Raw genomic sequence first — 21,786 nt, forward strand, 5'->3', positions numbered from 1 at the left:
TCTTGGTTTTATTGAATGTTAGGATTCCAGTTTTCAGGGATTTTGGGGTGGATATCCCGCTCTACAAAATAGTCGCTGATGATTTTAAGAATCTCTTCGTAAGAGGCGGTTTCCAAGGTTTCTAATGGAATTTTCCGACCCAAATAAATGGTTTTGGTTTTAAAATCGCCTGCCGCCATCACGATGGGCACGCGGGCAGTGAGTGCCATATGATAAAAGCCTTTGCGCCATTTAGACACGCGGCTTCTGGTGCCTTCTGGCGTGATAACCAAAGAAAAATCTTCCTTTTCGAACTGTTTCGCTACGAAATTGACCAAGTCGTTCCGCTGGCTTCTATCAATCCCGATGCCGCCCAAAGCTTTAATCAAACCGCCGTACCACGCTTTGGTATGGTCATCTTTAATGATGATTTTCAGAGGTTTATCCAAGAGCCAGTAAGCCAAGTTGCCCAGTATATATTCGGAGTTATGGGTGTGTGGTGCCACCACTAAAATACAACGGTCTAAGTTGTTCACATCGCCGTCTAAAACGACCTTCCAACCTATAATTTTCAAGATGATTTTGGCTAATATTTTCTTCATTGTCTTTGTTTAAATTAAAAAAACAGACAGCCCAAAACAAAAGGCTGTCTGCAAATATACTATTTTATCTATAAACGGCTAAAATAAAGACCAACACCAATCTATCCACCGACTTAATATTTCTAAAATAGTGTAAATCATATTGAATATTTTTTATGTTAATCCGCTCATTTGAAGTTAAAAAAAACTTCCATTAGCGTTTATTTTTTATTGTTTTTATTGATTTTGATGGAAATATTTTTAATTTCTTCCTTTTTAGAAGGAGCGAGTTGTTCCCAAACTTTATCGGCTTCATCAGAAGAATATTTTTTACCGTTGATGCTCACAGAATCTCCATCAGAAGAGGTTTCAATTTGGTTCCCATTGATGTTGATAGAAACGCTGGTGTCATCGTCATCTTGATCATCATCGTGCTTTTCATTTTTATTTTTCTGAATAATCCGAAGGTCGCTGTGGTCTATTTTTAGAACACGATAGCGCTCTGGAACTACCAGTTCATATTTTACCTTGTGCAGGCGCTTGCGGTCCTGATAACCGTAGCTGATGTAGTTGGGGAGCAAGATTTTATTATCTTCAATTTTGATAGGAATTTTCATCTTAATCGGTTGGTTATAGCCCGAGGCTTCCTTCTTCACAATGAGGTAAGGCGCAACATCTTTTTGGGTGGTAGTCACATAAACATACGGATAAGATTCGAAATAAACCGAGGTCTTATCATCGGTGTAGATGGAGCCCCAGCGTTGTTTAAAGTTCGATGGAATAGCCACTTTATTGGTGCCAATCCACAAGCTGTCTGATGGGGTATTGATGGCGATATTTTCCGTTTCCTCATTTTCTGAGCTATAGGCAAGGGTGTGCTCCGAGAAGCTGATACCCAAGTAAATTGCCAAGATGATCCATATAAAACCCAATACGCCAATGATGTAAGTGACGTATTTAAGCTGAGTTTTTGGCGAGAATAGCTTAATCGTTAGGAAAAGCAATATCAAGGCAGGGATGAGCGGCGTAAGAAACGCACTGATGAGCGTAGGATATTTAATCGGACCATCTAAAAAGATAAAACCGAGGTATCCAGGCACTGAGACATGGCTTGTGGTGAAAAATGCGGTAAAAATAGCAAAGGCAGCAAAGAACAATATCAAACTAAAAACCCCTAAAAAAGACCCTAAAAGGTAGCGCAATATATTAGTAAAACTGTTCCCTGTTTCTGTAATCACCTGTCTTTTATCGTTGTAAATCTCGGTGATGCGCCGTGAGGAGTCTGTCGCAATTTTAGCAATTTTACTGGACTCGTTTTTAAGGTTGTCAAAGTTAAGAGGCTCGCCTCTCATTTTTAAAAAATCTGATGCTGTAACGGCTTTCGGAAGGATCAGCCATAACAAACCATAGATTAACAAGAGAAACCCAGGGTTGCTATACGGCAAGGCGTATAGACAGAGGAATAAAACCACCCAAATTAAGCGCATAATGGTAATCTCCATTCCAAAATAAGCGGCTAAACCAGCGCAAACCCCTGCAATTTTCTTGCGTTCAGGATCTCTAAAAAGTTGCTTTGCCACCTTAGGATTTGCGGTATTGCTGTAAGTTTCCTCTTGTTCTTCAATTTGTTCAGGCTTTCCGATGAGGGCAATCACATGCTCCACATCCGCATCATAAATCACCTCGCGTTTTCCGAGGGACTCTCTAAAAATCTCTACAATACGGCTTTCTATATCGTACATTACCTCATCGGCTTCCTCTTGCGGAAGCGTGTTTCTGAGCGCGTTGAGGTAGTCGCTTAGTTTAATGTAGGCATGCTCTTCTATGGTGAAGGAAAATCCCGCTAAAGCTATGGTAATCGTTTTGTTCATAATGAAAGTTTTTAAGGTTATTGTTTTTCAGTAATTAAATTAACAGAGTGGATGAGTTCCAGCCAAGTGCTGCGGAGTTCCTCCAAGAATACTCCACCTTTTTCTGTCAGGCGGTAGTATTTTCTGGGCGGTCCTCCCGTAGATTCTTCCCATCGGTAGGCGAGGAATTCTCCATTTTTCAATCTCGTTAAAAGGGGGTAGAGGGTACCTTCTACCACATCAAAGTTTGCATCTTTGAGCGATGTCATTAAATCCGAAACATACATTTCTTTTTGGCTGATCAGGCTCAGAATACAGAACTCCAAAATTCCCTTTCTCATTTGGGCTTTTGCATTTTCTGTGTTCATTGTAATTAGTTTTTGGTTTAAAATTTACTTTGCAAAGATATGAAAATAAATAATTACATTGCAATACAAAGTAGTAATTTATTTTCTTGTTTTATGTATTGTGTTGATTATCAATTTAATTATTTTTAGTTTTGATTTTGTAATCTTTCTGTATTTTAGTCAAATCAAAGGGAAAGGAGGCTAAAAATAACGATAATATGTAAAATATCAGTTCCTAAAAAGAGCGTTGTATTCTAAAAATACCGTAACTTTATACAAGATTTTAAAATGATCAACTTATGATAAAACAATCCGATTTAGAGAAAATCAAAACCAAGCAAGAACTGATGCTTTACCTTGAAGAGCATCAAGCCGAAGACCCTAAAATAGCGGCTCTTATAGAGAAAATAGAGTACGAAGATGAGCTCAAACGCCTACAAGCCGAGTTGGTGAACCTCCAAAACTGGATAAAAAATCAAGGCAAAAAAGTCGCCATCATCTTTGAAGGTCGTGATGCCTCGGGGAAAGGAGGTACCATCAAGCGTTTTGCGGAACACCTTAACCCGCGGGCTATGCGCATCGTTGCCCTCAATAAACCAACCGATGTGGAGCGTGGGCAGTGGTATTTCCGCAGGTATGTTAAAGAACTACCCAACGCAGGCGAGATTGTCTTCTTTGATAGAAGTTGGTACAACCGTGCGGTGGTAGAGCCTGTGATGGGCTTCTGTACGCCAGAACAATACGAGGCATTTATGGTGCAGGTGCCAGAATTTGAGCATATGCTCTACGAGGCAGGCACTCATCTGATTAAATTTTGGTTCTCGGTGAGCAAGGAGGAGCAACAAGCCCGCTTTGAAAGCCGTTTGCAAAATCCACTTAAAAAATGGAAATACAGCCCAGTGGATGAAAAAGGGCAGGAGCTTTGGGATGAATTTACGCAGTATAAAAATCAAATGTTTTCCAGAACGCACAACGCCTTTTCGCCTTGGGTGGTGGTAAAATCTGATAATAAAAAGCGTGCCCGTTTAGAAGCTATTCGGTATGTTCTCAGCCAGTTCAACTATGAGGGCAAAGACGATAGCCAAGTATCATTAAACCCTGATCCAAGCATCGTTCAGCGGTATTTTAGAATGATAAAACAGATTGATTTTTAACCTAAAAATAAGAGAATGAAATTAACAGATAAAGAGTTTAAAAAACTCAGCACCAAAAAAGGACTTTACGCCCTATTGCAAAATGAAACCCTCAACCCAGAAAAAGCCCTCTGGACTTTAAAATATGATAAAAGGCTCGCCAGTTTGCAAGAGGAACTCATCAAAATGCAAAATTGGGTGGTAGAAAATCAACAGAAAGTGGTGATCCTCTTTGAGGGGCGAGATGCCGCAGGGAAAGGTGGCGCCATACGGCGGATTACCGAGCACCTCAACCCGCGTGAACACCGCGTGGTGGCTTTGCCAAGACCCAACGAAGTGGAGCAAGGACAGTGGTATTTCCAGCGCTACATCAGCCAGCTGCCTAAGGCGGGAGAGATTGTTTTCTTTGATAGAAGCTGGTACAACCGCGCTGTGGTAGAGCCTGTTAATGGCTTCTGCACACCACAAGAATACGAGATTTTTATGTCTCAAGTGAATGAATTTGAAAAAATGCTCGTGAATTCTGGCATTTATATTCTCAAGCTTTATTTTTCCATCTCTAAGGAGGAGCAAGCCAAGCGCTTTGCAGAGATCATTGATGATCCGCTTAAAAAGTGGAAATACAGCCCTGTAGATGCCAAAGCTTTAGAACTTTGGGAGGTTTACACGGAATACAAAGAAAAAATGTTTGATGTGTCTGATACAGATTTTGCACCTTGGAAGATTTTAAAAGCCAATAAAAAATCTAAGGCGAGGATAGAAGCTTTGGAGTACATCTTGCAACAAATGCCCTATGAGCCTAAAAACACCGAATTGGTGCAAAGTCAAAGTTTAGATTAAACATAAGCTCATAAATAAAAAAGATGATTGGAAATGTCTCCAATCATCTTTTTTAATGAACATAGTTGGCTAAAAATTATTTTCTCACTCTTTTGCGATGGATTTGTTTTTTAGCTTTTGCGGTAGATTTTTCACCTTTGTAAAAGTGTGTATAGGCATATTCTGCCGCTTTATAAGCGTCTATAACGCCACCTGCCACAGAGATTAAATCAAAGCGGTTGTTGGTGTTAGAGTCTATCATTGCATTTACGGTAGACTTGTTGGCGGTTTTCACCAAAGATTCTATAATTTGTGCTGGCGTAAGGTTCGGCATATAGGCTAAAAGCACAGCCGCAGCACCCGCCACTACTGGAGATGCCATAGAGGTCCCTTGCAGGTATTCATATTGAGCATCTGGCACGGTAGAATAGATTTTTTCCCCTGGTGCAAAAACATCTACCATTTTACCATTATAGTTGGAGAAGCCCGCTCTTAGGAAATCGTTATCGTTAGTGCTGGCGCCCACTACAATCATATTATCCACGAATGGCTTTTCATCAGTAGGAGTCAGGAAATTCGTTGGGTAATAGGTGTGTTCTCCGATGTTTTCATTATCGTTACCTGCCGCTTTTACCAAAAGCACGCCTTTGTTTTGAGCATATTTTATAGCATCCCAAACCTGTTTTTTCCCTGGAGAAATAGGCTTTCCGAAGCTCATATTTAAAATTTTAGCACCATTATCCACGGCATAGCGGATGGCGTTGGCGACATCTTTATCTCTTTCATCACCGTTAGGAACGGCTCTCACGGTCATTATTTTTGCCACTTTGGAAGCCACGCCATACTGCACTTCATCTCCTTGTGGAAGCCCAGCGATAATCCCAGCCACATGGGTGCCGTGCTTGGCATCTGGACCCTCGTAGTGGTTGTTACCGTAGTTTTTTTCATCGTAATTATCCACATCATCTCCCACGATTTCTTTTCTGGTGTCAAAGTTTAAATCGTATTGCTGTGCTTGTGGACCATAATAATCTAAAGCGCCCTTAATCTCCTCTTCTAATGAGGCTTGTAGCGCTTTGGCATCCTTCCCTTTAAGCTCTTCGCTCTGCGCCATTTGGTTTAAGATTTGAAGATACATCGCTTCTTCTTGGCTGTTAGGTTTTAGGGTTGCCAAGTTTTCTGGAGTTAAAGTTTTATCGCCTAAAAGCCCTACTATTGAAGGGATTTTGCTGTAGAGTAGTTTGTAATATTCGGCATTTTGTTTGGCTTCTACACTTTTTTTGTTGAAGAGTTCTTTGGCTTTCATATACATTTGGAACTCCTCTGGCATTTGGCTTTGGTTGGTTTTATTTTTTGCGGAATCTTCGCCTTCAAAAATAGGTTGGTATTTTCTCACCACGCGGGTTACCTCCATATTATCCACATCTACATCACCGTTTTTACCACCGATGAAGTTCCAACCGTAGATATCATCTACATAGCCATTGTGGTCGTCATCTATACCATTGTTCGGCACTTCATTTGGGTTTTTCCACATATTTTTGATGAGCCCTGGGTGGTCAACTTCCACGCCGCTGTCCAAAACGCCAACCACTACGGTGTGCGGTTTTAAACCTTTAGACTCTAAAAATTTATATGCATTTTGTGTGTTTACGCCATAAACATTGGTGGCTTTAAAATCTTTATGATACCAAGTTTCCGTATCTCTGTCGTGCTGCTCTTGAGAAAAAGCGGTTTGAAAACCAACTAAAAATAAAGCTGCAATAATGATTTTCTTCATGTTATTTACTATTGATATGTTTTACTTGTTTTATATAAGTCGCAGATTCTGGGCCTTTGTTACAGATCAGGTCTATAATAGAAAGGTCTTTAATGAAGCCCAACTTGTCCGAAAAAATTTGATAATAAGCGGGCATCTCATATTCGGAAGGTTTTTTTGCGGAGAAAGCCAATCTAAAATCTTCGCTTGTGATAGGATTTTCATAAGTCTGGCTGAGTACAAAAGACTTCTCTGTCTTCAATATGGATTGAATAATGCTGATGGCATTCAGGTTGAAAGGCACCAAATGGCTGTCTTCAAACTCAAAAATGGCTTTCAGTTGATCTTCGTAAAACTCAAAATAGGGAGAAGTCTGGTAAGCAATTTTGATGGATTTCCAATGCAGCGCTTCCCACCTTTCGTTTTTAGAAATTTCTATTTCTCGTAGCGCTCTCTTCCCATTATGCCGAATGGGAATGCTAAGCGTGAGCACGCCATTAGCACCATAAATGTTGGTTCTGTTCCGATAGGTTTGCTTAGGAAAATGCTCGCATTGCTCTAAGGTAACCTCGTCGTCACTAAGAAATTCTGACCACCACGAAATCGGTGGCAAGTAGAATAGGGGCAAAAGCTTCATTAGTCGTCTTTCTTGTTTTTAAATAATTTTACAAAATACTCCCAACCGAAGAATAAAATCAGCACCAAGGCGGCAATCCACCAATATGAAGTTTTTTGCTGTTCGCCAGTGTTGGTGGCTTTAAACATTCTATCCCAGCGGATTTTTTTAGGTCCTTGGTCAAACACGCCTTGGAGACTCATCCAAGTGAACATCGGTTTTCCAATGATGTTTTCCTCTGGTACAAAGCCGAAAAAGCGCGCATCTAAAGAGGCATCACGGTTGTCCCCCATCATAAAATAGTAATTTTGTTTGATGGTGTATTGGTTGGTTTCTTGCCCATTGATGTAGATTTTCCCATTTTTATGCTCCAAGTGGTTATGCTCATATTCCGAGATAATCCACTGGTATTCAGGTAATGTCTCTTCGTTGAGGGTAACCACATCTCCTTTTTTAGGGATTTTAAGAGGACCATACCAATCTTGGTTCCAATCTTTGTTGATAGGAAAAATGGTGTTGGCAGTGTCTATTTTGGTATGCTGTGGGTTGAAGTAAGAAATGGCTTTTTCTCCCTTTGGCGAAAGTATTTCTTCCGCTTGTACAAAGCCTGGTAGCTCCTTAATATCGTTAAGCAAAGCCTCCGTTAAACCTTGAAACTGATAAACAAAACCTTGATCTGTCGTATGTTCTTGAAGTGGCAAATAGCCCAATCGTTTCCAAAGCGCATTCACATCAATCGGTTCTGTGGTGTAGACAAGGTAGGCGTATTGCACCTCTTGGTCGCCCATCATTTGTTCAGGTTTACCATTCACCCAAAGTCGCCCTTGCTTCATTTCCACAACATCGTGACCTACCGCTACGCAGCGTTTTACATAAGCATCTTTTCGGTCTATGGCAGCGTGCACAGAATCTTGAGGGTAGTTAAAAACTACAATGTCGTTTCGCTGGACGCTCTCCCAACCTGGTAAACGCAGATAAGGCAATTTTATGGCATCTACATAAGATTTGGGATCATCTTTGGGATTGCCTTTTTGCCCTGTATCCATAATAGTACCTTGTAAAAAGGGAAGTGCCACGGGGCGCATCGGCATTCTATAACCGTAGTTCAGTTTATTCACAAAAAGAAAATCCCCCACCAAAAGAGTACGCTCCATAGAGCCCGTAGGAATCCCGAAGGGTTGTGTAATAAAGGTGTGGATAATGGTTGCAAAGACCACCGCAAAAGTGATAGAACCCAAAAAAGTTTCCTTCTTTTGGTTTTCTTTTTCCTCCTCGCTGATGTAGAAAGTCTCTTCTGTCTTCACCTCTGTATCTTTGCTATAATTGATAATAGCAAGGTAGATAAAAGGGAAAACAACCGTTAACACCTGTTGTAGGGTAGAAGTCTTTCCAAATTTCCGAACCAAAAAGAGATGAAAAACAGACATCATAATTGGACCTACAATAGGCAAGTAGGAGAGAGCTGCCCACCATTTTGGATGTTGGGTTTCCTTCAGAATAATATAATAATTATAGAAAGGAATAAACGCAAAAATCGGATTTTGCCCCATTTTTTTGAATAACTTCCAAGTGGAAACGCCCAATAACACCGAGGCGATGAGAACATAAAAAGAATATTTTAAAATATAATCCATAATCAATTTTTATCAATAAAACTTAGTTGAATAAGACATCTTGAATGCTATAATTGCCTTTTTTACCGAGTAGCCACTCCGCAGCAACTACCGCACCCAAGGCAAAACCATCTCTACTGAATGCCGTGTGTTTAATTTCAATCTCATCCACCGTAGAGCGGTAGAAAACGCTATGCGTGCCAGGCACCTCATCTTTCCTAATCGCGTGGATGCCTAAGTGCTGACCTTCCGTATCGCCCAGCACCCAATCTTTGTAGTCAGAATGTTGGATAACGCCTTCTGCCAGCGTGATGGCGGTGCCACTGGGTGCATCTTTTTTATGCGTATGGTGGATTTCCTCCAGTTGACATTGGTAGGCGCTAAAGTCCTTCATCAGCGTAGCCAAGCGCTCGTTGAGAGCAAAGAAAAGATTAACCCCAAGGCTAAAATTAGAGCCGTAGAGAAACGCCGTTTGGTGCGTGGTCACAATCGCTTCAATCTCGGCTTTGCGCTGCAGCCAGCCTGTAGTACCGCAGACCACAGGAATCCCCAGTTCTAAGCAGTTTTTAATATTCTGAAAAGCCACTTCGGGGTTAGAAAACTCAATCACAAGATCAGGGTGGTTGAGGTTTTGGGCAGTAGGCGTTTCGCGGAGCCTTGCCACAATCTGATGACCTCTTTTCGTTGCGATATCATCAATAATTTTCCCCATTTTTCCGTAGCCAACTAATGCTATCTTCATAATTTTATTATTTATAATATTTAGGGCGTACCCCTTGCCGAAGCTATGCCCACCGCTCGGGTCGGGCTTTCGGCTCTATCTTTTTTTCGTCGTTCCTCCTCAAAAAAGGATGCCGCCTCTATCCCTTACGCACCACCATACCGCCTCATTCATCTTGCCGCCTTAGAACTGATAGCGGAGCGAAAGTCCCACTTTCTGAGGCTCCAGCCCCCAAGGGTCGCCCACCATACTCGGCGCAATGGCGAGTTCAGGGTCGTTCCTTTGCTCGTGCAAATGGGCATCTACCACCGCATCTATGATGTTGAGCAAATAAATGCCCGCTGTAATCGCAATGGCGTAATCCCTTTGGCGCTTCATTCGGTTTTGCTGATTGCCCAGCACGCGCGCATCTACACCACTAATGCCCGAAAACTCGTGTGGCTGGTGGTTGAGCTCTGCGATAAAGGCATTTCTATATCTGGTATAATATTTCTGATTCCACAAGGCGATGCCTACACCCGTGCCTATGGCGCCCCACACGATAGGGATTTTCCAATATTTCTTATTATAATATTGCCCTAAGCCAGGGAGCACTGCGGAGTAAAGCCCTGCCAGCGTAGGGTTGTAGACTTTTTTAGGCGCAGCGTTGAGTTCCTCAATGGACTGTACTAATGCCACCTCTGGCGCTGTAGATAGGCTATCCTTGGTCGCCTCTTGCGAGAAGCCCAAAATAAAAAATAGCGTGAGGAAAAAGCCAAGCCTTAGGTGGTACATCATATTATTTTTCAAAAGCGTTGAGTATGCGTTCCAGTTCTTCTTCGTTGTTAAAATCAAGGACTATTTTTCCTTTTTTTCCGTTGGCAGAAGCCTTAATATCCACTTTAATATCCAATAAATCCGAAAGTGATTTCTGGGTTTTTCTAAGGTGGTTGGGCAATTCGTTAATTTTCTTAGCCGCAGGAGTTTTAGGATTTTTGAGCGCTGTAGCCGCCGCTTCCGCTTGGCGAACATTCAGCTGTTCTTTGATGATTTTCTCAAAAAGTTCTTGTTGCAGCACCTCATCTTGAAGGCTGATGATGCTCCTGCCGTGCCCCGCCGAAATTTGTCCGCTTCTAATGGCATTTTGTACCTCTGGATTTAGCTTGAGGAGTCTTAGCGCATTGGTAATGGTGCTGCGGTCTTTGCCGATTCTGGTGCTTAGGTTTTCCTGTGTCATCCCGATTTCTTCTAAAAGGCGCTGGTAGGTCAGTGCCACTTCTATCGCATCTAAATCTTCCCGCTGGATGTTCTCCACCAAAGCCATTTCCAGCAGTTCTTGGTCATTAACCAAACGGATATATGCTGGAATGGTCTTGAGCCCTGCCATCTGCGAGGCTCGGTAACGCCGCTCTCCTGAGATAATTTCAAATCGGTCGCCATCTTTTCTAAGGGTAATGGGTTGTATCACCCCAAGGTTTTTAATGGATTGGGAGAGGTTTTTTAGGGCTTCTTCATCAAAATAAGTTCTGGGCTGGTTGGGGTTGGGGTAGATATCTTCTATATTGATTTCCACGATGCTTCCCATAATTTGCTCGGCACCTTCATCATTAGCCGTGTTGATGGTGGCTTTTTTCTCTGCATTGAGTATCGCATTGAGCCCTCTGCCCATCGCGGTATTTTTCTTTCTCATAGCGTGTTGTTTAGCGTTTAGGGTCGGTTGAATTAACGGTGGTTTCGTTTTTGAGTAAGACTTCTTCTGCCAACTGAATATATTGTATGGCGCCTTTGCTCTCGGCATCGTACATTAAGATGCTTTCACCAAAACTTGGGGCTTCACTCAAACGCACGTTTCTATTGATAACGGTTTCAAAAACCATATCTGGAAAATAGGTGTTAACCTCTTCCACCACTTGGTTAGAGAGCCTGAGGCGGGCATCGTACATCGTTAATAATAAACCTTCAATATCTAAATCTGGGTTATGGGTGCTTTCCACATTTTTAATGGTGTTGAGGAGCTTACCCAAACCTTCCAAAGCATAATATTCACATTGGATAGGGATAATCACAGAATCTGCAGCCGTGAGGGCATTCACAGTGATAATGCCTAAGCTGGGCGCACAATCTATAATGATGAAATCATAATCATCTTTCACTTCTTGCAGGGCTTTTTTGAGCATATGCTCACGCTCTTCCTTGTCCACCAGTTCTATCTCTGCCCCCACCAAATCAATATGAGAAGGGATGATGTCTAAGTTTGGCGAAGTGGTCTTGACGATACATTCTTTAGCCGTGGCGTGGTGTTCCAATAGGTTATAAGTGGAGAGTTGCACCTCTTCTACACCAAGTCCAGAGGTGGCATTGGCTTGAGGATCTGCATCTATAATCAACACTTTTTTCTCTAAAACGCCCAAGGCGGCGGCTAAATTAACAGAAGTGGTGGTTTTTCCTACCCCTCCTTTTTGGTTCGCTACACCGATGATTTTACCCATATTTTCTATTTAATTTTCAAAAATACAATTTTTTTAATGTTGTGTAAATTTTCAAAATATAAAAATATGTTAAATTATTAAAGGTTAATGCATTACGCTTCAAAAAAATTATCCACAATTTTAATGCTATTGTGGATAACTTTATCAATGGGGTCAGCAGAATGCGTTACTCAAACTGCATAGAAACAGGGAGTTTAAAGTACGAACGCACCGCCTGACCGTTAATTTTGGCAGGTTGCCACTTGCCTTTAATTTTTTTAATGGCGCGCTCAGCTTCTGCATTAAAGGCTTTGTTCTGTCCTTCGGCTTTTACAGCGGAGAGGCTACCATCTTTCTCCACGATGAAAGTAACAGTAGCGCTGATGATGCCCTCTTCCCCAGAGAAATCCTCTTGGTCAAAGTTTTCTGCCACCTGCGCCCTAAAACGATTGATACCGCCGATAAACTCTGCCTCCACATCTACTTTGGTTGCCACTTGGTTGGTGGGTTGTGGCGTTGCTGTTGAGGTTGGCGCTGTGACAGGTCCTGTTGGTGGCGTTGGAACCACAGGCGTTATGTTGGTTTTAGGGATTAAGCCCTCGCTGTTGGTGGTGCCAATGGCAGCCGTGTTCAGCGCCTTGACTTTAGGTAGCGGTTTTTCTATCACTGCGTTTCGGGTGGGTTCTGGCACGCGGTAATCTATGGTTTTCACTTTTACCGCAGAGGCTGGAGCTTGCGGCTTTACAACTGGCGGCATGACCACTTTGGGCTCCTCTATGGAGATGGCTTTCAGCCTGATGTTCACAGGTTCTGGCGCTTGGTGGTGTGCCGTAGATTTCTGAAGATACAAAGTGGATACGCCAACCACAGCACCAAATAGAGCTACCCCAGTGATGAGCGCTTTTTGGAGAAAATAATCCGCATCGTGGCGTAGGGCATAGGCGCCATAGGCTTTGTTTTTATGCGCAAATAGAATGTCATCTAATTGCTGTTGCTCGTTTTGTTTTTGGAAAAATGTTATCATTTGTTAGAAATTTAAAATTAAAACCTAATTAACTACACAAATGATTATTAGTTTTGGTAGCTTTTTGCAAAAAGTAATTACGAACCATCAACTATCTTGCCATAATGCAGAGTTTAATTTTCAAAATGATGATGTTTTTAATTTTCCCCTTACTTTTTGATGATGAAAATGGGTTTAAAATAGCCTATATTACGCCATTTTCTTTAGAAAAATAAAAAGACAAAAATAATATTGAAAATACCAATGCCAATTTCTGCCGTTGTGATATAGCAATGGTTAAACCGAATGATCAATCCATATTTTATAGTGATGTGGGCACAAAAGGTTAGGGGAACAATATTGTTCCCCCAAACTCCCCATTGATTTATTCGTTTCTGTTTTTTACATAGCTTGCATTTGGAAACTCATACTTTCTATCACTTTTAAAATGGCTTCTACGGTGTCCATGGAGGTGAGGCATGGCACGCCATTTTCTACGGACATACGGCGGATTTGGAAGCCATCGCGTTCCGATTGCTTACCTTTCGTCATGGTATTGACCACATATTGCACTTTCCCTTTTTGAATCAGGTCGATGAGGTTCACCTCTTCCTCACCGATTTTATACCCCACCTTGCACGGGATGCCGTGTTGCTCAAAGTGCTTGGCAGTGCCTTCTGTTGCCCAGATTCTAAAGCCCACCTCGTGGAAACGCTTAGCGAAAACGGCAGCTTCATCTTTGTGCTTGTCGGCAACGGTGAAGAGGATAGAGCCGTGGGTCGGAACCTTGCGTCCAGCGGCAATCATACCCTTGTAGAGGGCTTTTTCTAAGGTAGAATCTTTGCCCATCACCTCGCCGGTAGATTTCATCTCTGGTCCGAGGGAAATATCCACCTTGGTCAGTTTAGAAAAGGAGAAAACAGGCACTTTGACAAAGACCCCCTCTTTCTCAGGAACCAAGCCACTGGTATAGCCTAAGTCTTTCAGCTTCTGTCCTAATATCGCTTTGGTGGCGAGGTTTGCCATAGGAACATCGGTGATTTTAGACAAGAAAGGTACCGTTCTGGAGGAACGAGGATTAACCTCTATCACATAAACTTCGTTCTCAAAGAGCACATATTGAATGTTCATCAGTCCGATTACATTCAGTCCTTTGGCGAGGCGCTGGGTATATTCCACCAAATCGTGGAGGCATTTCTCGTTGATGTTCTGTGGTGGATAGACGGCGATGGAATCTCCCGAGTGGATGCCTGCGCGCTCTATGTGTTCCATAATCCCAGGGATAACCACCGTTTCTCCATCGGAGATGGCATCTACTTCCACCTCTTTGCCCACCATATATTTATCGATGAGGACAGGATGCTCAGGGCTGGCTTCCACGGCATTCTCCATATAATGGGCGAGTTCTTTCTCGTTATAGACAATCTCCATCGCTCTACCGCCAAGCACATAGCTGGGGCGTACCAACACAGGGTAGCCGATGCCGTTCGCTATGCTGATGGCTTCTTCTTTGGAAATGGAAGTCTTGCCGACAGGCTGCGGGATGCCCAATTCTTGAAGGGCTTTTTCAAATTTATCTCGGTTTTCGGCGCGGTCTAAGTCTTCCAGCGAGGTGCCTAAAATCTGCACACCGTGGGCGGCTAATTTATCCGCTAAATTGATGGCGGTCTGCCCTCCAAACTGAACGATAACCCCCTTGGGCTGTTCTAAGGTAATGATGTTCATCACATCTTCCTCCGTGAGGGGGTCAAAGTAGAGCTTATCCGAAATGGAAAAGTCGGTGGAAACTGTTTCGGGGTTGTTATTGATGATGATCGCTTCGTAGCCCATTTCTTTAATAGCCCAAACGGAATGAACCGTAGCATAGTCAAACTCTACGCCTTGACCAATGCGGATAGGCCCAGAGCCCAGCACAATAATCTTCTCTTTATCGGAGACGATGCTTTCATTTTCTTCCTCATAGGTGCCGTAAAAGTACGGGGTTTCGCTCTCGAACTCTGCGGCGCAGGTGTCCACCATCTTGTACACAGGCATTATGCCATTATCTTTTCTGAACTGAAAGACTTCGCGCTGGCTACAGCTCCAAAGATGAGCGATGTTGATGTCGGAAAAGCCCAAACGCTTAGCTTCCCTTAAGATTTCTGGGTTAAAAGGGTTCTCGGTGATGGTGTTCTCGTAGTCCACCAGTTTTTTAAGCTTCCAGATGAAGAAGGGGTCTATCTTACTCCACTCCACAATCTGTTGCCAGTCGTAGCCACGGCGTAATGCTTCGCCGATGATGAACAGGCGCTCATCATCACAGATTTTAATGCGGCGTTCTATCTCCTCATTGGTGAGGGCTTGGGCTTGTTTGGTCTTTAACCCTAAGTGGCGGATGCCCGTCTCTAAAGAACGGATGGCTTTTTGTAGGGATTCCTCAAAGTTGCGCCCTATCGCCATCACTTCGCCTGTAGCTTTCATCTGGGTGGAGAGTCTGCGGTCGGCGGTTTCAAACTTATCAAACGGAAAGCGAGGGATTTTGGTCACTACATAGTCCAGCGCAGGCTCAAAGCAAGCGTAAGTTTTGCCAGTTACAGGGTTCATAATTTCATCTAAGGTTAAACCTACAGCGATTTTGGCTGCAATCTTGGCGATAGGGTAGCCCGTGGCTTTACTCGCTAAGGCGGAAGAGCGGGACACGCGTGGATTAACTTCAATGATATAATAATTAAAAGAATGTGGGTCTAATGCCAGCTGGACATTACAACCGCCCTCTATACCTAAGGCTCTGATGATTTTTAGAGAGGCATTTCTCAGGAGTTGGTACTCTCTATCGGACAGCGTTTGGGAAGGCGCCACTACAATAGAGTCTCCAGTGTGCACACCTACGGGGTCTATGTTTTCCATATTGCAGACCACTATGGCGTTGTCATTGGCATCTCTCATCACCTCGTATTCTATCTCCTTATAACCCGCAATAGATTTCTCGATGAGGCATTGCGTTACTGGGGAATACTTCAATCCTAACTCGGCGATTTCTTTCAGCTCGGTTTCGGTGGCTGCAATACCGCCGCCAGTGCCACCCATGGTAAAGGCAGGGCGAACGATAACCGGATAGCCAATGCGTTCGGCAAATTCTAAAGCGCCTTCTACGGTATTCACAATGTCCGACTCTGGAACAGGCTCCCCCAAGTCGTTCATCAAGGCACGGAAGAGGTCACGGTCTTCCGCTTGGTTAATGGCAGAGAGCTTGGTGCCTAAAACCTCCACGCCGTATTCTTCTAAGATGCCAGATTTCTGCAGTTCTACCGCCATATTGAGCCCTGTCTGTCCGCCCAGTGTAGGGAGGAGGGCGTCGGGTCTTTCTTTGCGAATGATTTGGCTCACAAACGGTAACGATATGGGTTCTATATAAACCTTATCGGCAATTTCTACATCCGTCATAATGGTTGCGGGGTTAGAGTTGATGAGGATCACGCGGTAGCCTTCTTCTTTCAGGGAGAGGCAGGCCTGTGTTCCGGAGTAATCAAACTCTGCGGCTTGCCCAATGATGATGGGTCCGCTGCCGATGACTAAAATGGTTTTGATATCTGTTCTTTTCATTGTCTTTGCTATATAAGAGGTTTTATTTTTGAATGTGGGGCGCAGGCTCTGCCACCGTTGCCAAAGGCTGTACAGCGGTAAAGGTTGCCGTGCGAGCCTTGGGCGTGTGGTGCTGAGGGGGAGCGCTCATCTTGCTTGGTTTTTGCTTTTATAAAAGCGCTTGTTTAATGGTGGTGTTGATGTTGTTCACGAGGTTCTGGTATTCAGTATCGCCTTCAATCACGATGAGGGCGTTGATGGTCTGCACGAGTTGCTTAAAAACTTCCTGCATCTCCTTTCTGGCTTGCTTAGACCTACCGATTTCTATGGCGCCCTTCTGTTCCGTACGCTGGTTATAGAGGCTGATGAGCTGGTTGTTGGCTGCCGCAATGGCAGTGGTCCACGCCGTAGCGCCCATAGTCTGTACCGCCTCTGCATAAGGGCTCTGGGAGAGATCTTCTAAGAGATTAGAGAGGATTCCTGTTTCCTCTTGGAGGGGCTTGGACTGGATGTTTTTGCCGTATTTCTCAATGACCAAAATGAGGGCTTTGGCCGCCTTCTGTTGCGCTTCCTCTGGGTGGGTGGCAAAGACTTTGGCGTGGCTGTACAGCCCCATGAAATAGCGGTCTCGCAAGGCATCTAACTCGCTTATTTGCTCTGTGAACTCGCTCTTGCTGAGCGGCTTTAGTGCTTGGTCTAAAGCGGCAAACTGGGTATCAAACTCGGTGATTAGCGCTTGGAGTTTGGGATTTTGGAGATTGGCTTGTGCTAAAAAAGTCTGCACGGAACTCATCACTTGGTAGAACTCCATCAATCTGATCGTTCTTAAATTCGTTATGTTTATCATTTTCTTAATTTTTAATAGATTTTATTAAATTTTATTGCTGTTTCATAGCGTGCCGATGTTCCTGGTGTATTCAGGGAGCTGTCCCGATGCGGTCCGCATAATTTTTAAAGTCATTTGGGGCTGTCAACACGGCTGGACACTCACTTTTGAAGTCCATTGGGACTGTCAACACGGCTGGACGCTCACTTTTGAAGTCCATTGGGGCTGTCAACACGGCTGGACGCTCACTTTTGAAGCCCGTTGGGACTGTCAACACGGCTGGACACTCACTTTTAAAGTCCATTGGGGCTGTCAACACCGCTGGACACTCACTTTTGAAGTCCATTGGGATTGTCAATGGAGTGTGGCGGTGGTTCTGGGGGTAAAAAGGTGGTGTTTCCATAGGGCGCTGGTGGTTTTTAGGATTGAACTATTTTGATTTCATCTTGATGCTTGGGCTTTGGGTGGGCGTTGGCGATATCCCGTGCGGTGGTTTCTTTTTTGAGGTAAATATAAATAAAATTTCTGAAAAATAAAACGCTCAATAATGGGTTAATAGTGCTTATCGCAGGGCTGGATTTTCTCCCCAATGTTAAGAGCTGGCTGTCTCCTCGGTGGGAAGGGTGGTTGCTGAAATGGTTGGGATATTTCATCGCTGGGGATAGCCTGTTGGCGAGGTTGAGGAGAGCGTGGTGGTGGAGGGGTGCTGTCATCTGGTGGGGTTTAGTCTTCATCATAGGTCATTTGGCGTTGGATGGTTTCTACTTTCTTATTATCTAAATAGGTGATGCATTCGGTCCAGTTGCCGTGGGCATCGTAGTTGGTGTATTTGAAAGTGTAGTGCTGCACGGGGGCGGTGGTTTGTTGTATGGACTGGTGCTTTGTGTCGATGTTGGTACTGGTTTGCTCTACGGAGATGCGCTCTATATCGCCGTGGGCATTGTAATGCATTAGCGTGGTGATCTCTTTGTTTTCGGGGATGTTGTACAGTGTGGTTGCCGTTAGTGTGCCGTGTTCATCAAAGGTGTTGATGTTAATGAACCACCGTTTTATATCTAAATACTCAATGATGCGGTTGCTGGAGTCATCATAAATAAAAGTAGAGACATTGTTTGGATTGTTTTCACCCTCATCTAATAATGCGGCGGCGTATTTCTGCCCCTTTTCGTTGTATTGATATTTATAGTGGTAGGTCTTACCATCTAATTTAAGGGTTTCTATATCGCCATTGAGAGAGAAGGTCTCTTGCGAGGTGTTTTTTTTCGTTATTTTGCCATTTTTACCGATGGTGGAAGTGGTGGTAGTAACGGTTTTGACCTTGTCTTTGAAGTTTTTGGTTTGGCGGTCGTTTTTATAATGCTGGGCACTGAGCAATCCAATGATACAGAGGAATAAAAGGGACAGGCGGGCGTTCATAAGGTTTATTTTTGATAATAGGTGTATTCTCTTAGGAGGGTGTTTATGGGGTTTCCATTTTGGCTGATGGTGAGTTTAGACCAATTTCCTGGGGAACTTTCGGGCTGATATTGGTATTTATAAGTGAAAGTTGTAGGATCAAAGAATCGGGGCTCTCCATCTTCTACGGTCATTGGGTAAGCGGTCTCTTGGCTGACCAATCCTTCCGCGTTATATTGATATTCAGACCTACTTTGCGGCGTTTGCGTATAGTCAGTGTGGTCAATTTGGCTGATGAGCTGCCCTTGAGCGTTATACTTGAATTCCGGAGACATTAAAACGGAGACATTATTCCTAATATTATAGATTTTTATTTTGGCTACGCGCCCCTCTGCATCGTAGAGATAGACCCATTGCATTCCGGCATAGGTTGTTTCCGTGATGAGGCGGGGGCGCCCATTTTGGTCATAGAGGTAGTATCTCAGTTCGGGATCTCCGGAGATCTCCAGTTTGACCCTATTACCTTGATAAAAGTATTTGGTGGTGCGCGTCTTGCCCTGAGTTGAGATTTCTGTCTTCTTCAAAAGTTGCCCATTGGCGTTGAACTCCAAGATCATCTCCTCGCTCTCATCCGTTGCATCATGGTGGAGGATTCGGGTTTGCTTCACGGTTTTTACCAGCCCTTTCAACTGATAGCCGTGCAGGTTGTTTTCATTAAAATCATCACTAAACTGAGCTTTCATCAGTCCAAAACAATAGAGCAGGGCGAGGAGTAAGATCGGTTTCATTAGGGTTGAGATTTTAAACGGAGGGTTGAGCGGTTTTAAAGGTCGCCATCATCTCAATAAATTCATCAAAAAGGTAGTTGGCATCTTCGGGGCCTGGGCTGGCTTCGGGGTGATACTGCACGGAGAAGCACGGGTGTATTTTGTGGCGCACACCCTCGTTGGTTCTGTCGTTTAGAGCGATGTGGGTTTCCTCTAAATCTGTGTGGGCAAGACTGTCTTGGTCTATGGCATAGCCGTGATTTTGGGAGGTGATCGCCACTTTCTGCGTGCGGAGGTCTAACACGGGGTGGTTGCCGCCACGGTGCCCAAATTTAAGCTTGAAAGTCTTAGCGCCACACGCCAAACCGATGACTTGGTGCCCCATACAGATCCCGAAAATAGGGACTTTGCCCAAAAGTTGGCGTACCGTCTGATGGGCGTGGGGAACATCTTGCGGATCGCCAGGTCCATTGGAGAGCATAATGCCATCTGGAGCCATCATCAGGATTTCCTCGGCGGTGGTATCGTGAGAAACCACGGTGATGTCGCAGTTGCGCTGTGATAGCTCTCGGATGATGCCCAACTTAGCCCCGAAATCGATCAAGACCACCTTGAAGCCTCGCCCTGGGGCAGCAAATGGGGTTTTGGTGGAGACCTTTTTAATCTGGTCGGTGCTGAGGTTTTGGGCTTTTAGCTCTGCAATGATGGCGGTTTCGTCTGCATCGGCATCCACAATTCTGCCTTTGACTACGCCTTGGTTTCGTAATATTCTGGTGAGCTTCCGAGTGTCTACCCCAGCAATGCCCACCAAGCCTTTTTTCGTGAAGAACTCCTCTAAGGACATCTGCGCACGGAAGTTGGACGGGAAGTCGCAAACTTCTTTCACTATGAGCCCTTTGATGGAGGGCTCTATGCATTCATAATCGTCCCTGTTAATGCCATAATTCCCGATGAGCGGGTAGGTCATACATACAATCTGGTCGCAGTACGAGGGGTCGGTCAGGAGCTCCTGATAGCCCGTCATCCCTGTATTGAAGACCACTTCTCCTGTGGTGGCTTCCGTGTTGCCAAAGCCTGTGCCGTGGAATATTTCGCCTGTTTCTAAAATGAGTTTCTTTTTCATATCGCGTTACTTTTTATTAGTTATATGGGTTGAAGGTTGAGTGGTTGTAAAGGTAAAGCCGTGCTGTTCTAAGGCTTGTTTCAAAATTGCCATTCTGGCGAAAACGCCGTTCTGCATTTGTTTGAAAATACGAGAGCGTGGGCACTCCACCAAGTCGGAATCTATCTCCACGCCTCGGTTGATGGGCGCTGGGTGCATAATGATGGCGTGGGGTTTCATCTTTTGCTCTCTTTCTTTGGTGAGGCCGTAGTTTTGGTGGTATTTTTTGAGGGTAAGTTTCATCTTTTCGCCGTGCCTTTCGTGCTGAATGCGCAGGAGCATCAAGACATCAACCTCTTTGATTAAATCTTCTATAGCGAGGTAGGTGCCGTTGATAAACTCCGCCTCATCAAACCAATCTTCCGGCCCAGAAAAGTAGACCTTGGCGCCTAATTTCCGCAGGGCTTCGGCGTTGGAGTTGGCGACACGGCTGTGTTTGACATCGCCCACAATACCGACCTTCAGCCCCTTGAACTTCCCGAACTCTTGATGGATGGTCAACAGATCCAACAGACACTGCGAGGGGTGGTTGCCCTTGCCATCGCCACCGTTAATGATGGGAATGTTAATGTTTTTGAGGTTTTTATAATAGGCATCTTCGGCATGGCGAATGACCACGATATTCACCCCAATGCTTTCCATGGTTTTTACCGTGTCGTAGAGGGATTCGCCTTTGTTCACCGAGCTGGTGGCTACATCAAACGGGATGACCTGAAGTCCTAATTTCCGCTCTGCTATATCAAAGCTGGTTTTGGTGCGTGTGCTGTTTTCAAAAAAGAGATTAGCGGCATAAATAGGCTGTTGGCACTGCGCTGATTGCCCTTCCGCAAAGGCTTGGGCGCTGTTCAGTAAAGTCAAGAGGTCTTGTTCCGAAAGTCCAGAGATGGTTAGCATATGGTTTTAAATTTAAAAAGGTTAGCATAAAAAAAACGAAGCCTAAAAGGCTTCGTTTGAGGAAAAATAATATCGTGAGAAAGTAAAAATCTCCCTTTTGTAATGGTTTTATGTTTTCACCGCTTAGCATTGCCGACAAAAGTAGAATATTTTTTTTAATTGCACAAATGTTTTTAAAGTTTCCAAAGTTTAATTAAAATTTATAAATTTACAATTTTTAAAAATAATGGCTAAATATTGTTTATTTAATACAAAAAAATCTTAATTTAAAATATTTAAAAATGTAATTTGGTGATATTTTTATGTTTTTTTT

Annotated in this window: 21 protein-coding genes; 3 read left to right on the top strand and 18 right to left on the bottom strand. The window is 43.8% G+C overall.

The window, feature by feature from the left end; translation table 11 throughout:
- Positions 1-8: 8 nt before the first annotated feature.
- From NYR17_RS03335 to NYR17_RS03345, 3 genes are all read right to left on the bottom strand, one after another.
- Complete coding sequence (locus NYR17_RS03335; protein ID WP_302506392.1) at positions 9-581, bottom strand: 1-acyl-sn-glycerol-3-phosphate acyltransferase; 573 nt, start codon at positions 579-581, stop codon at positions 9-11.
- A 200-nt stretch (positions 582-781) separates the two neighbouring features.
- Entirely contained in the window at positions 782-2,431 is a 1,650-nt protein-coding gene (locus NYR17_RS03340) for a PspC domain-containing protein (RefSeq protein ID WP_302506393.1), read from the bottom strand.
- 17 nt (positions 2,432-2,448) lie between these two features.
- Complete coding sequence (locus NYR17_RS03345; protein ID WP_302506395.1) at positions 2,449-2,778, bottom strand: PadR family transcriptional regulator; 330 nt, start codon at positions 2,776-2,778, stop codon at positions 2,449-2,451.
- 278 nt (positions 2,779-3,056) lie between these two features.
- Between NYR17_RS03345 and ppk2 (NYR17_RS03350) the strand changes: the two genes are divergently transcribed.
- Positions 3,057-3,911, top strand: coding sequence for a polyphosphate kinase 2 (gene ppk2 / locus NYR17_RS03350; RefSeq protein ID WP_302506396.1), 855 nt, complete (start codon positions 3,057-3,059; stop codon positions 3,909-3,911).
- A 15-nt stretch (positions 3,912-3,926) separates the two neighbouring features.
- Positions 3,927-4,730 (top strand): polyphosphate kinase 2, encoded by an 804-nt coding sequence (gene ppk2 / locus NYR17_RS03355; RefSeq protein ID WP_302506397.1) that lies wholly within the window; start codon positions 3,927-3,929, stop codon positions 4,728-4,730.
- A 76-nt stretch (positions 4,731-4,806) separates the two neighbouring features.
- Here ppk2 (NYR17_RS03355) and NYR17_RS03360 read toward each other — a convergent pair whose 3' ends face one another.
- The 10 genes from NYR17_RS03360 to NYR17_RS03405 all read right to left on the bottom strand — a co-directional run bounded on the left by NYR17_RS03360 (position 4,807) and on the right by NYR17_RS03405 (position 17,276).
- Positions 4,807-6,489 (bottom strand): S8 family serine peptidase, encoded by a 1,683-nt coding sequence (locus NYR17_RS03360; protein ID WP_302506399.1) that lies wholly within the window; start codon positions 6,487-6,489, stop codon positions 4,807-4,809.
- Between the two features lies 1 nt (position 6,490).
- Complete coding sequence (locus tag NYR17_RS03365; RefSeq protein ID WP_302506400.1) at positions 6,491-7,105, bottom strand: WbqC family protein; 615 nt, start codon at positions 7,103-7,105, stop codon at positions 6,491-6,493.
- Complete coding sequence (lepB, locus tag NYR17_RS03370) at positions 7,105-8,718, bottom strand: signal peptidase I (protein ID WP_302506401.1); 1,614 nt, start codon at positions 8,716-8,718, stop codon at positions 7,105-7,107. Before lepB ends, NYR17_RS03365 begins: the two co-directional genes overlap by 1 nt.
- A gap of 22 nt (positions 8,719-8,740) precedes the next feature.
- Positions 8,741-9,439 (bottom strand): 4-hydroxy-tetrahydrodipicolinate reductase, encoded by a 699-nt coding sequence (gene dapB, locus NYR17_RS03375; RefSeq protein WP_302506403.1) that lies wholly within the window; start codon positions 9,437-9,439, stop codon positions 8,741-8,743.
- Between the two features lie 162 nt (positions 9,440-9,601).
- Entirely contained in the window at positions 9,602-10,195 is a 594-nt protein-coding gene (locus NYR17_RS03380) for a DUF5683 domain-containing protein (RefSeq protein ID WP_302506404.1), read from the bottom strand.
- A gap of 1 nt (position 10,196) precedes the next feature.
- On the bottom strand, positions 10,197-11,087 hold the full coding sequence (locus NYR17_RS03385) for a ParB/RepB/Spo0J family partition protein (RefSeq protein WP_302506405.1): 891 nt from the start codon (positions 11,085-11,087) through the stop codon (positions 10,197-10,199).
- Positions 11,088-11,097: 10 nt separating this feature from the next.
- Complete coding sequence (locus NYR17_RS03390; protein ID WP_302506406.1) at positions 11,098-11,886, bottom strand: ParA family protein; 789 nt, start codon at positions 11,884-11,886, stop codon at positions 11,098-11,100.
- 166 nt (positions 11,887-12,052) lie between these two features.
- A complete protein-coding gene (locus tag NYR17_RS03395; RefSeq protein WP_302506408.1) occupies positions 12,053-12,889 on the bottom strand; it encodes an energy transducer TonB in 837 nt (278 codons plus the stop codon).
- A 381-nt stretch (positions 12,890-13,270) separates the two neighbouring features.
- On the bottom strand, positions 13,271-16,450 hold the full coding sequence (gene carB / locus NYR17_RS03400; protein ID WP_302506409.1) for a carbamoyl-phosphate synthase large subunit: 3,180 nt from the start codon (positions 16,448-16,450) through the stop codon (positions 13,271-13,273).
- 148 nt (positions 16,451-16,598) lie between these two features.
- A complete protein-coding gene (locus NYR17_RS03405; protein ID WP_302506410.1) occupies positions 16,599-17,276 on the bottom strand; it encodes a DUF6261 family protein in 678 nt (225 codons plus the stop codon).
- 55 nt (positions 17,277-17,331) lie between these two features.
- Here NYR17_RS03405 and NYR17_RS03410 point away from each other — a divergent pair, with 55 nt between their 5' ends.
- The gene (locus tag NYR17_RS03410; protein ID WP_302506411.1) at positions 17,332-17,694 is read left to right on the top strand and encodes a hypothetical protein; all 363 of its coding nucleotides are present in this window, start codon (positions 17,332-17,334) and stop codon (positions 17,692-17,694) included.
- Here the strand turns inward: NYR17_RS03410 and NYR17_RS03415 are convergent.
- From NYR17_RS03415 to NYR17_RS03435, 5 genes are read right to left on the bottom strand one after another with little or no spacing between them, the layout of a single operon-like run.
- Complete coding sequence (locus NYR17_RS03415) at positions 17,675-17,992, bottom strand: hypothetical protein (RefSeq protein WP_302506413.1); 318 nt, start codon at positions 17,990-17,992, stop codon at positions 17,675-17,677. The two genes, NYR17_RS03410 and NYR17_RS03415, sit on opposite strands and share 20 nt — an antisense overlap.
- A complete protein-coding gene (locus NYR17_RS03420; protein WP_302506415.1) occupies positions 17,979-18,671 on the bottom strand; it encodes a hypothetical protein in 693 nt (230 codons plus the stop codon). The genes NYR17_RS03415 and NYR17_RS03420 overlap by 14 nt, the downstream gene beginning before the upstream one ends.
- Before the next feature lie 5 nt (positions 18,672-18,676).
- Positions 18,677-19,438, bottom strand: coding sequence for a hypothetical protein (locus NYR17_RS03425; RefSeq protein WP_302506417.1), 762 nt, complete (start codon positions 19,436-19,438; stop codon positions 18,677-18,679).
- Between the two features lie 13 nt (positions 19,439-19,451).
- The gene (gene carA, locus NYR17_RS03430; RefSeq protein WP_302506418.1) at positions 19,452-20,540 is read right to left on the bottom strand and encodes a glutamine-hydrolyzing carbamoyl-phosphate synthase small subunit; all 1,089 of its coding nucleotides are present in this window, start codon (positions 20,538-20,540) and stop codon (positions 19,452-19,454) included.
- Positions 20,541-20,546: 6 nt separating this feature from the next.
- Positions 20,547-21,473: an aspartate carbamoyltransferase catalytic subunit gene (locus NYR17_RS03435; RefSeq protein ID WP_302506420.1), complete on the bottom strand. Its 927-nt coding sequence runs from the start codon at positions 21,471-21,473 to the stop codon at positions 20,547-20,549.
- Positions 21,474-21,786 lie beyond the last annotated feature (313 nt).

Source organism: Riemerella columbina (assembly GCF_030517065.1).
GTDB classification, from domain to species: Bacteria; Bacteroidota; Bacteroidia; order Flavobacteriales; family Weeksellaceae; genus Riemerella; species Riemerella columbina_A.